The 11,347-nt window shown below is 69.6% G+C and carries 10 protein-coding genes; 2 read left to right on the top strand and 8 right to left on the bottom strand.

Translation table 11 applies throughout. The features are described 5' to 3' along the window. From whiA to ACWDX9_RS52490, 7 genes are all read right to left on the bottom strand, one after another. The coding region (gene whiA, locus ACWDX9_RS52520) for a DNA-binding protein WhiA (protein WP_449969427.1) at positions 1-345 on the bottom strand (345 nt) is incomplete at its 3' end. 70 nt (positions 346-415) lie between these two features. After that, positions 416-1,279: a gluconeogenesis factor YvcK family protein gene (locus ACWDX9_RS52515; protein ID WP_449969430.1), complete on the bottom strand. Its 864-nt coding sequence runs from the start codon at positions 1,277-1,279 to the stop codon at positions 416-418. Between the two features lie 323 nt (positions 1,280-1,602). After that, positions 1,603-2,469 (bottom strand): RNase adapter RapZ, encoded by an 867-nt coding sequence (rapZ, locus tag ACWDX9_RS52510; protein ID WP_355384327.1) that lies wholly within the window; start codon positions 2,467-2,469, stop codon positions 1,603-1,605. Positions 2,470-2,551: 82 nt separating this feature from the next. Beyond that, positions 2,552-4,480, bottom strand: a complete 1,929-nt coding sequence (gene uvrC, locus ACWDX9_RS52505) for an excinuclease ABC subunit UvrC (RefSeq protein ID WP_449969425.1) — start codon at positions 4,478-4,480, stop codon at positions 2,552-2,554. A gap of 87 nt (positions 4,481-4,567) precedes the next feature. After that, the gene (locus tag ACWDX9_RS52500; protein WP_357742244.1) at positions 4,568-4,984 is read right to left on the bottom strand and encodes a Rieske (2Fe-2S) protein; all 417 of its coding nucleotides are present in this window, start codon (positions 4,982-4,984) and stop codon (positions 4,568-4,570) included. Between the two features lie 75 nt (positions 4,985-5,059). Continuing rightward, on the bottom strand, positions 5,060-5,533 hold the full coding sequence (locus ACWDX9_RS52495; RefSeq protein ID WP_350739937.1) for a Rieske (2Fe-2S) protein: 474 nt from the start codon (positions 5,531-5,533) through the stop codon (positions 5,060-5,062). Between the two features lie 155 nt (positions 5,534-5,688). Further along, positions 5,689-6,096, bottom strand: coding sequence for a Rieske (2Fe-2S) protein (locus ACWDX9_RS52490; protein ID WP_350739934.1), 408 nt, complete (start codon positions 6,094-6,096; stop codon positions 5,689-5,691). Positions 6,097-6,851: 755 nt separating this feature from the next. On the opposite strand from ACWDX9_RS52490, the gene ACWDX9_RS52485 reads away from it, so the two are divergent. Then, positions 6,852-7,583, top strand: coding sequence for a DUF2306 domain-containing protein (locus tag ACWDX9_RS52485; protein WP_449969423.1), 732 nt, complete (start codon positions 6,852-6,854; stop codon positions 7,581-7,583). A gap of 462 nt (positions 7,584-8,045) precedes the next feature. Here ACWDX9_RS52485 and uvrA read toward each other — a convergent pair whose 3' ends face one another. Continuing rightward, a complete protein-coding gene (gene uvrA, locus ACWDX9_RS52480; protein WP_449969421.1) occupies positions 8,046-10,883 on the bottom strand; it encodes an excinuclease ABC subunit UvrA in 2,838 nt (945 codons plus the stop codon). A gap of 216 nt (positions 10,884-11,099) precedes the next feature. Between uvrA and ACWDX9_RS52475 the strand changes: the two genes are divergently transcribed. Continuing rightward, positions 11,100-11,347, top strand: a 248-nt coding sequence (locus ACWDX9_RS52475; RefSeq protein ID WP_449969419.1) for a maleylpyruvate isomerase N-terminal domain-containing protein, incomplete at its 3' end; no start/stop codon positions are given.

Raw genomic sequence — 11,347 nt, 5'->3', positions numbered from 1 at the left:
GGGCAGGCCGCGCACCGGGCGGCCGTGGTTGTCGATGAGGCCCGTCTGGCGGGCGAGCGCCTCGCCGTCGCGGTAGACCCGCACGACGTAGCGCGAGCCCTTGCGCAGGCCGGCGGGCGCGAGCACCAGCACCTCGGCCTTGTGCCCGAACACCTCGCCGATGTCCTTGATCAGTCGCCGTGCGGTGGCGTTCGTGTCGAGCTCGGCCTCGATCACGATCCGCCCGCCCACCAGGTGCAGGCCGCTGGCGAACCGCAGCAGCGTGGAAACCTCCGCCTTGCGGCAGCACGGCTTCAGCACCGGCAGGCGGCTCAGTTCGTCTTTCACCACACCTGTCATGGCCATGCGTTAGTCCTCTCCCCCATCAGACCGGCTCTCAGCAGTCTCTCGCACCTTCGCGCCACGCCGACCAGGATCAACGCTTCTGGAGGAAAATCTCGTCCAGGACGGAGGCAAGACGTCGTGGGTCATGCCTCGGCGAGCCGTCCGCGGCGGCCACGTCGGCCATCACGAGCCGTGCGCCGAGCGCCGCCGCGGCCTTGTCCAGCGCACCGGGGTCGTCCACCACTCCGGTGTCGGCGAGCACGACGTCGATCGACAGGTCAGGAGCGTGCTGCCTGAGCACCTCCAGGTGTTGCTGGGGGGAGAAATCGTCCGTCTCACCAGGCTGGGGCGCCAGGTTGAGGGTCACGAGCCGCTTGGCCTTGGTCGAATGCAGGGCCCTGGCCAGCTCGGGCACCTTGAGATGCGGCAGCACGCTGGTGAACCACGATCCCGGCCCGAACACCACCCAGTCGGCCTCCTGCACCGCCTCGACCGCCTCGGGCCGCGCGGGCGGGTCCTCGGGCACGAGCGAGATCGCCTGCACCCGCCCAGGCGTCAGCGCGCACGCCACCTGCCCGCGCACGGTCGATCTGACGCCGTCGAGCTCCACCTCGGCCACGATGTCGAGCGGCACCGACGCCATCGGCAGCACCCGGCCGTGCGCGCCCAGCAGGCGTCCGACCCAGTCGAGCCCGGCCACGGGGTCACCGAGCAGCTCCCACAGGGCCACGATGAGCAGGTTGCCGACGGCGTGCCCGTGCAGATCGCCCTCACTGCGGAAGCGGTGCTGCACCACCTCGCTCCAGGTGCTGCCCCACTCGTCGTCGCCGCACAGCGCGGCCAGCGCCATCCGCAGGTCGCCGGGGGGCAGCACGCCGAGCTCGCGCCGCAGCCGCCCGCTGGACCCGCCGTCGTCGGCGACGGTCACCACGGCGGTCAACCGGTCGGTCACCATCCGTAATGCTGACAGGGACGCGTAAAGCCCGTGCCCGCCGCCCAGCGCCACGACGTGCGGCCCGAACCCCGAGAACGTCCGCGTGTACGTCCCGCGCTCCGGCACCGGGTTGCCCGCGGCCGGCCGCGCGAGCCGCACCGGGCACACCTCACCCTCCGAGGCCGGGTCCGGGTTCTCGTCACGCCCCACACCGGCCCCCTCGGAACCCGTACTCTCAGCACGCCCTTCGGAGCCCGGACCCACCGCGTCCGAGCGGGTCACGGCGCCGGGAAGATCACCGTCCGCCGACCGCGACGAACCTGCTGCTGCGAAGTCTTCATCGGTCACTCCCGCCCCACATCCCGATGGCTCACCTGGACCTCCATCCCGCGGTCGCGCAGGCGGGCGCCGACCTGTTCGGCCATGGCCACGCTACGGTGCTTGCCGCCCGTGCAGCCCACCGCGAGCGTCGCGTAGCTCTTGCCCTCACGCGCGTATCCGGCCGCGACCACCTGCAGGACCTCCTCGTACGCGTCGAGGAACTCCTTGGCCCCCGGCTGCCCGAGGACGTAGTCGCGCACGGGCGCGTCGAGCCCGTTCATCGGCCGCAGGTCCGGCACCCAGTGCGGATTGGGCAGGAACCGGCAGTCGACCACCAGGTCGGCGTCCACCGGCAGCCCGTACTTGAACCCGAAGGACACGACGTTGAGCCGCAGCCCCGGCCGGTCCTCGCCGCCGAAGTACGCGACGATCTTGTTGCGCAGGTCGTGGACATTGTGCGACGAGGTGTCGATCACCAGGTCGGCGTTGGCCCTGACCTCCCGCAGGATCCCCCGCTCACGGGTGATCCCGTCGACCAGCCGCCCCTCGCCCTGGAGGGGATGTGGCCTGCGGACGTTCTCGAACCTGCGCACCAGCTCCTCGTCGCTGGCCTCCAGGAACACCACCCGCACCCGCACGCCGCGCCCCTCGAGCTCCTCGATGGCCGCGTTGAGGTCGGTGGTGAAGGCCAGGCTGCGCACGTCGACGACGGCCGCCACCTTGTCGGCCGCCAGCTTGACCTTGCCCGCCTCCTCCGCCATCGCGAACAGCAGCCCGGGCGGCAGGTTGTCGATGACGAACCAGCCCAGGTCCTCGAGCGCTTTGGCGGCTGTGCTGCGCCCCGCCCCGGACATGCCGGTGACGATGACGAACGCCGGCTCGGTGCTCATTGCCTCTCTCCGTCCCGCACGCCCTGCCCGGGCGCGCCACCATGGCGGAGGCACCCGGACACGCCGTGGCATCCTGGCGAGATCATGGTGACTCTCCCTTCAGTGTCGACACGATGACCTCGGCGATGGACGGCCCGATGCCGGGAACCTCGCACATTTCCGCGGCAGTGGCCTCGCGTAGCTTCTTCACGGAGCCGAAGTGTTTGAGCAGCGCCTGCCTGCGCGCCGGCCCGAGGCCGGGCACGCCGTCGAGCGCGCTCTCCTTCACCGTCTTGGACCTCTTGGAACGATGGTAGGTGATGGCGAACCTGTGTGCCTCGTCCCGCACGCGTTGCAGCAGGTAGAGACCCTCGCTTGAACGAGGCATGATCACCGGCTGGTCATCACCGGGCAACCACACCTCCTCCAGCCGCTTGGCCAGCCCGCACACGGACACGTCGTCGATGCCGAGCTCGTCGAGCGCCCGCTGCGCGGCGGCCGCCTGGGGGCCCGCGCCGTCGACGACGACCAGGTTGGGCGGATAGGCGAACTTGCGCGGTTTGCCGGTCTCCGGGTCGATGGGGCCGTGGCCGGTGTCGTCGTCGGCGGCCAGCTCGCCGGTGGCCGAGCGTTCCTCCAGGTAGCGGCGGAAGCGGCGCATGATCACCTCGTAGATCGAGGCGACGTCGCCCTCCTTGGTCTTGACGGCGAAGCGCCGGTATTCGCTCTTGCGCGCCAGCCCGTCCTCGAAGACGACCATCGACGCCACGACGTTCTCGCCCTGCAGGTGGGAGACGTCGTAGCACTCGACGCGCAGCGGCGCCTGGTCGAGGTCGAGCGCGTCGGCGATCTCCTGCAGCGCCTTGCTGCGGGTGGTCAGGTCGCTGGCGCGGCGGATCTTGTGCTGCGCCAGCGACTCCTTGGCGTTGCGCTCGACGGTCTCCATCAGCGACTTCTTGTCGCCGCGCTGCGGCACGCGCACCTCGACGCGGGCCCGGCGCTGCTCGGTCAGCAGCTCGGCGACCGCGTCGTTGTCGGGCGGCAGCGCGGGCACGAGCACCTCGCGCGGCATCGAGTCGGGGCTCGCCTCGGCATACATCTGGAGCAGGAACTGCTCGACCAGCTCGCCGGGGGAGGCCTCCTCGACCTTGTCGACCACCCAGCCGCGCTGGCCGCGGATGCGGCCGCCGCGCACGTAGAAGACCTGAACGGCGGCTTCGAGCGGGTCCTCGGCCAGCGCGATCACGTCGGCGTCGGTGCCCTCGCCGAGCACCACGGCCTGCTTCTCCAGAGCCCGCTGCAACGCCTGGATGTCGTCGCGCAGCCGCGCGGCGCGCTCGTACTCCTGCTCGCCGGCGGCCTCGCGCATCTCCTTCTCGAGGCGCTTGATGAAGCGGCCGGTGTTGCCCGCCATGAAGTCGCAGAAGTCCTCGGCCAGCTCGCGGTGCTCCTCCGGGGTGACCCGGCCGACGCACGGCGCCGAGCACTTGTCGATGTAGCCGAGCAGGCACGGGCGGCCGATCTGGCCGGCCCGCTTGAACACCCCCGCCGTGCACGTGCGCACCGGGAAGACCCGCAGCAGCAGGTCGACGGTCTCGCGGATGGCCCACGCGTGCGAATAGGGGCCGAAGTAACGCGTGCCCTTGCGCTTGGCCCCGCGCATGACCTGCACGCGCGGGAAGTCCTCGCCCATGGTGACCGCGAGGTAGGGGTACGACTTGTCGTCGCGGTATTTCACGTTGAAGCGCGGGTCGAACTCCTTGATCCAGGAGTATTCGAGCTGCAACGCCTCGACCTCGGTGCCGACGACGGTCCAGTCGACGTCGGCGGCCGTGGTCAGCATCGTCTGGGTCCGCGGGTGCAGCGCGGAGAAGTCGGCGAAGTACGAATTGAGCCGCTGGCGCAGGCTCTTGGCCTTGCCGACGTAGATCACCCGGCCGTGCGCGTCCCTGAACCGGTAGACCCCCGGGGAATCGGGGATCGAACCCGGCTTGGGCCGGAAACTCAAGGGGCTGCCCGCTGATCTCGCCACATTCAAAGACTAGTAGCCCCCACCGACAAGGTTGCCCGCCGCGCCTTCCCACCAGGCGCGGCGGGCCCTCCCTGAAAAGGGGCCCGCCTACGCGAGCGTGATCTGGTCGCCCTCGACCTTGATCTGCTGCGCGGGCAGCGGCTTGTCGGCCGGTCCGTCCTTGACCGAGCCGTCCGCGATGGCGAACTTGCTGTTGTGACACGGGCAGACGATCACCCCGTCCGAGACGCTGCCGACCGTGCACCCGTTGTGCGTGCACACGGCGCTGAACGCCTTGAACTCGCCCGAAGTGGGCTGCGTCACCACGATCTTCTGGTCCTTGAAGATCGTCCCGCCGCCGACGGGGATGTCGGCGGTCTTGGCCAGCGCCCCACCGGCCTGCGGCGCGCCGGACTGCGGGGCGCTCGACTCGGAGGCGGTGCCGGCGGACTGTGCGGTATCGGTGCCGCCGCCGCAGGCGGTGAGCGCCAGCGCGAGGCCGCCCGCACCGACGCTCGCGAACACTGCACGGCGACTCTGAAGGTCATCTCCCATGCGCTCACCCAACCGCACCTAGGTGAGAAATTCATGAGACGCGATCTACGCGAGCTTGATCTTGTCTCCGTCCACGGTGATCTTCTTCTCCTCAAGCGGCTCGCTCGCGGGCCCGTCCTTGACGGAGCCGTCGCTGATGTTGAACTTGCTGCCGTGACAAGGGCAGTTGATCGTCTTGTTCGCGACGGTGGCGACCGTGCAGCCCGCGTGGGTGCAGACCGCCGTGAACGCCTTGAACTCCCCGGCGGTGGGCTGCGTGACCACGATCTTCTCGTTCTCGAAGACCTTCCCACCGCCTTCGGGGATATCGGCCGTGTCAGCCAGCGCCTTGCCGCCGCCGCTCTTCGCCTCGGCCTTCTTCTTCTTCGGCGACGACGACTCCTCGGCGGGCTCCTCCGCCGGCGGCTCCGCACTCGCCTCCGTCGTCGGCGAGCCGTAGCTCGCACACGCCGTCAGAACCGCCGCGAGCCCGGCGCCGCCGGCGCCGAGCATCATCGCCCGGCGAGTCGTTTCCGTCATGGTGTGTTCCTCCCAGATTGGCTTTCACTTCAGGTACGGCCAGCGCCCTCGCGCCGGTTCAGCGTGCCCGAGCCCAATCCGGTTCTCTACGCATAAGTACGTGTTCAGCAGGCAACTTCACGCCGTCACTTCACGCCGTCACTTCACCCGCCACTTCAGGCGACCACGATGCCGTCACCCTCGACCCTGACCTTGTAGGACGTCAGCGGGGCGCTCGCGGGCCCCTTGGTGGCCTTGCCGCTGTCGGCGGCGAACTCGCTGCCGTGACAGGCGCACCTGATGACGTTCTCCTTGGGGGTGCTGACCGCACAGCCCTTGTGCGTGCAGATCGAACTGAACGCCATGAAGACCCCCTGCGTGGGCTGGGTCACCACGACCTGCAGGTCCTCGATCACCTTGCCCCCGCCCACGGGCACATCGGCGACCTTGGCGATGACCTTGCCCTTGAGACTCGGCTGGGCCTTGGCATCTCCCCCGCCACACCCCGCCAACGCCAGCGCACACGCCGCGACCCCGGCCGCCCCCAGCACCTTGCGCCGCCCGAACCCCGCTTCGGAGCCCACTTCAGGCCCCGCTTCAGGCCCCGCTTCAGGCACGGCTGCGCCCCGCTCCGTAACCGTCATGAACTGCCGACCCTCCGCGTCGCCGCTGACCCCCTGCAGGTCAAGCCGTTACCACCACCCAACCTTATTGCCGCCACCCCTCGGTCCCCCCGCCGGGTAGCACCCCGCACCGCCGCCCTGTCGGCCACTCCACCCCGCCACAGCCACCACCGCGCGACATGGCCTCCAGCACCTCACCAGCCCCCAACCATCGACCCCGACGACCGGCCCAGCCGTTTCCCAGCCACCCCTCACCGACGAGAAGACCCAGCAATCCCCAGCCACCCGACCCAACAGCCCTCAACCAGCCACCCCAGCGAGGCGGCCAGCAGCCTTCAGCCATCCGCGCCAGCAAGGCAGCCCAACAGCCCCACCCGCTTACAGCGGCGAGGCGGCCCCGTAGTCCCCGGCCGCCCCACCGGCAAGGCACCCGACACCCCAACCGCTCCAGCACCGACGCAACCCGACACTCCCCAACCAGCGAAGCGGCAAAGCAACCCCCAGCCATCCGCACCGGCAACACGGCCCAGCAGCCCTCAGCCACTCACACCGAGGAGGCAGCCCCCGAACCACCCCCAGCGAAACGGCCCAGCAACCCCACAACCGTCGGCATCCCGGCAATCGGTTGCCGAGGCGAGAACTCGACTACCACCCGGCGTGATCGACGGTCAGCGGGCGGTAGGCCGGCGGTCAGCGCCGACGCCCACCCTGCCCATATGACTCTCACGACAGAACGCCCGACCACACCCCCCGTCAGACCCACCTGGTGGCGGCGTCCCTGGGTGGCCCCTCTGGCGGTGGTGGCGATCGCGTTCGTCGCCTTCTCACTGCCGCCGTACTTGTCCATGAACCCGGCCCAGTCCCGCGTGCCCGCCCCCGACTTCTTCCCACCCCACTTCGCGGTGCTGTCCCTGCACGTGATCTTCGGCTCGACCGCGATGATCACGTGCTGCCTGCAGATCTGGCCGTGGTTCCGCCAGCGCTATCCCCGCGCGCACCGCCGGATCGGCCGCGTGTACGTCTTCGGCGGCTGCCTGCCCAGCGGCGTACTGGGCCTGATCGTGTCGGTGACCACGCCGTACTTCGGCCCGGTGACGGCGGCCAGCGGCGTCGTACTCGCAACCCTCTGGGTGGCCTGCACGCTGGCGGGCTGGCGAATGGCCAGGCAGCGCAGGTTCGTCGACCACCGCCGGTGGATGATCCGCAGCTTCGCCCTGACCCTGTCCATCATCACGAACCGCCTCTGGGGCGTCGTGTTCACCATCGCCCTGTCGCCCGAACTGGAGACAACCTTCCATGGCGACGAGACGCTGCTGGCGAGCATGGTAAGCGCGCTGAGCGCGTGGCTGGGCTGGGTGCTGCCGCTGCTGTTCGCCGAGTGGTGGCTGGAGCGCGGCGACGCCGCCAAGCGCCGCGCCCGCGCCGCCGCAAGCCGCCAAACAGCCTGAACGCACGCTTCGCTTCACTACCACCCGCGCACAAAACCGGCTTCGCCCCGCTACCACCCCACGCACAACTACGGACACCGCCCAGCGCCACCGCGCACAACTACGAACGCTGCCCACGCCACCGCGCATGAGCACCCCACGTCCGCCCGACACCCGCTCGTGTGGACACCGCATCTCTCCGGCATCACCACTTCGCGCGTAAGCACGAATATCGCCAGGCACCAGCACTCCGCGCCTGACCTCGTCCAGCACGACCACCCACGTGGGCGCTGTCCCCCACCAGCAACGCCCGCGCGGACCCGGGGTGCCGCAGCGGTCCACACCGAGGCGGCCCCGCCGGACGCCCCGATCGGCCACACCGCCAGAACTGCCGCCCGCACGAGGACACCCTCGTGCGGGACTCCAGCACGAGGACACCGCCCCGTGCAGGATTCAGGCACGAGGACACCCCCCGTGCGCGACTCAGGAGAGAATCTTCCGCAGGAAGCGGCCCGTGTGGCTCTCGTCCACCAGCGCCACCTCCTCAGGCGTCCCACTGGCGACCAGCGTCCCGCCCCGGGACCCACCCTCAGGCCCCATGTCGATGATCCAGTCAGCGGTCTTGATCACATCGAGGTTGTGCTCGATCACGATCACCGTGTTACCGCCGTCGACCAGCCTCCCGAGCACTCCCAGCAGTCGCCGGATGTCCTCGAAGTGCAGCCCGGTCGTCGGCTCGTCCAGCACGTAGATCGTCCGCCCCGTCTGCCGCCGCTGGAGCTCCGAGGCGAGCTTGACGCGCTGCGCCTCGCCCCCGGACAGCGTGGTCGCGGGCTGCCCGAGCCGTACGTAGCCCAGGCCCACGTCGTTGAGCGTCTGCAGGTGGCGCTTGATCGCCGGGATCGCCTCGAAGAAGCCCAAAGCCTCCTCGATCGGCATGTCGAGCACCTCGGAGATCGTCTTGCCCTTGTAGTGGACCTCCAGCGTCTCCCTGTTGTAGCGGGCGCCGTGGCAGACCTCGCAGGGGACGTAGACGTCCGGCAGGAAGTTCATCTCGATCTTGATGGTGCCGTCGCCGGCGCACGCCTCGCAGCGCCCGCCCTTGACGTTGAAGCTGAAGCGCCCGGGCTGGTAGCCGCGCACCTTCGCCTCGGCGGTGGCCGCGAACAGCTTGCGGACGTGGTCGAACACGCCCGTGTACGTGGCCGGGTTGGAACGCGGCGTGCGCCCGATCGGCGACTGGTCGACGTGGACGACCTTGTCCACGTGGTCCATGCCGTTGATCCGCGAGTGCCGCCCCGGCACCGTGCGGGCGCCGTTGAGCTCCTTGGCCAGCGCGCTGTAGAGGATGTCGTTGACCAGCGTCGACTTGCCGGACCCCGACACCCCCGTGACCGCCGTGAACACGCCCAGCGGGAAGTCGATGTCGACACCCTTGAGGTTGTGCTCGCGCGCTCCCTTGACCGTGATCTGCCGCTTCCTGTCGCGCTTGCGGCGCTTGGCCGGGATCGCGATGCTCTTGCGCCCGGACAGGTACTGGCCTGTCAGCGACTCCTCGCTGCTCAGGAGGTCCTGGACGGTCCCGGACACGACGACCTGGCCGCCGTGCTCGCCGGCGCCGGGGCCGATGTCGACCACCCAGTCGGCCGCCGCGATCGTGTCCTCGTCGTGCTCGACCACGATCAGCGTGTTGCCCATGTCGCGCAGCCTGACGAGGGTGTCGAGCAGCCGCATGTTGTCACGCTGGTGCAGGCCGATGGACGGCTCGTCGAGCACGTACAGGACGCCGACCAGGCCGGAGCCGATCTGCGTGGCCAGCCTGATGCGCTGGGCCTCGCCGCCCGCCAGGGTGGCGGCGGCGCGGTCCATGGTCAGGTAGTCGAGGCCGACGTCGAGCAGGAAGCCCATGCGGGCGTTGATCTCCTTGACCACCCGCTCGGCGATGTGCATGTCGCGGTCGGACAACTTGAGCCCGGCCAGGAACTTCGCGCACTCGCCGATCGACATGGCCGCGACCTCGGCGATCGACTTGTCGGCGACGGTGACCGCCAGCGTGACCGGCTTGAGCCTGGCGCCCTTGCAGGCCGGGCACGGGATCTCCCGCATGTAGCCCTCGAACCGCTCGCGGGTCGAGTCGCTCTCCGCCTCGGCGTGCCGGCGCTGCACCCACGGGATGACGCCGTCGTAGGTGGTGTAGTAGGAGCGCTGGCGGCCGTAGCGGTTGCTGTAGCGTACGTGGACCTGCTCGTCGTGGCCGTACAGCAGCGACTTCTGCGCCTTCTTCGGCAGCTTCTCCCACGGCGTGTCGAGGGTGAACCCGACCGTGTGACCGAGCGCCTCGATCAGCCTGACGAAGTATTCGCTCGTGTGGCCGCCGGACCAGGGGTGGAGCGCGCCGTCGCCGAGCGTCCGCTCGGGGTCGGGCACCACCAGGTCGGGGTCCACCTCCATCTTCGTGCCGAGGCCCGTGCACTCGGGGCAGGCGCCGAACGGGGAGTTGAACGAGAACGAGCGCGGCTCCAGCTCCTCGAACGACAGGTCGTCGTAGGGGCAGTAGAGGTGCTCGGAGTAGAACCGCTCCCGGTTGGGGTCGTCCTCCGGCAGGTCGACGAACTCGAGCGTGATCGTGCCGCCGGACAGCTGCAGCGCGGTCTCGACCGAGTCGTTGAGCCGGCGCCGCGCCGACTCCTTGACAGACAGGCGGTCGACGATGACCTCGATGTCGTGCTTCTCGTACTTCTTCAGCTTCGGCGGCTCTTCCAGCCGCACGACCGTGCCGTCGACCCTGGCCCTGGCGAAACCCTTGGTCTGCAGCTCGCGGAACAGCTCGGCGTATTCGCCCTTGCGGCCCCTGATGACCGGCGCGAGCACCTGGAAGCGGGTGCCCTCCTCCAGGTCCATCACGCGATCGACGATCTGCTCGGGCGTCTGCCTGGCGATCGGCCGCGCGCACACCGGGCAGTGCGGCTTGCCGATGCGCGCCCACAGCAGCCTCAGGTAGTCGTAGACCTCGGTGATCGTGCCGACGGTCGAGCGCGGGTTCTTGCTGGTGGCCTTCTGGTCGATCGACACCGCGGGCGACAGGCCCTCGATGAAGTCGACGTCGGGCTTGTCCATCTGGCCGAGGAACTGGCGGGCGTACGCCGACAGCGACTCGACGTAGCGCCGCTGGCCCTCAGCGAAGATCGTGTCGAAGGCCAGGCTCGACTTCCCGGAGCCGGACAGGCCGGTGAAGACGATCAGCGAGTCTCGCGGCAGGTCGAGCGAGACGTCCTTGAGGTTGTGTTCTCGTGCACCACGCACGATCAGGCGGTCTGCCACGGCGATCCCGGAGGTCAAAAGGCGGATAGGTCCACGGGGGATGGTAGACGGAGGCTCCGACAATTTCGGCGGACCGTTGCCCGGCCCCCGAAAATCCGTCCCTCACAGGTTACGGCCATCTCCCACCCCGGCAGGAGCCCTTCCACATTCAACCAGCTGACCTGCGGCTTTATGCCGGGCGCCAGCCCACGCCCCCAACTGATGAAATATCCAGACATGACCGTCCTACTCGCGCTGCAGGCCGAGCTGGCCTCGGCCACCGGCCGGCTGCTGGCCACGGCCGCGTCCCTGTCCGACGCCGACCTCGCCGAGCCCTCCCTCCTGCCCGGCTGGACCAGAGGACACGTGCTCGCCCACGTCGCGCAGAACGCCGACTCCCACCTCAACCTCCTGACCTGGGCGAAGACGGGCGTCAAAGTCCCACAGTACGCCTCCCACGAGGCCAGAACCGCCGCGATCGAGGC

Source organism: Nonomuraea sp. NPDC003201 (assembly GCF_053590415.1).
This window is presented reverse-complemented; position numbering and strand designations above follow the sequence as displayed.

Excerpts from the sequence above, each read along its gene's own strand:
- ACWDX9_RS52515 (WP_449969430.1), bottom strand. The coding sequence starts at position 1,279 with ATGGTGACCGACCGGTTGACCGCCGTGGTGACCGTCGCCGACGACGGC.
- ACWDX9_RS52485 (WP_449969423.1), top strand. The coding sequence starts at position 6,852 with ATGACTCTCACGACAGAACGCCCGACCACACCCCCCGTCAGACCCACC.
- ACWDX9_RS52495 (WP_350739937.1), bottom strand. The coding sequence starts at position 5,533 with ATGACGGAAACGACTCGCCGGGCGATGATGCTCGGCGCCGGCGGCGCC.
- rapZ (WP_355384327.1), bottom strand. The coding sequence starts at position 2,469 with ATGAGCACCGAGCCGGCGTTCGTCATCGTCACCGGCATGTCCGGGGCG.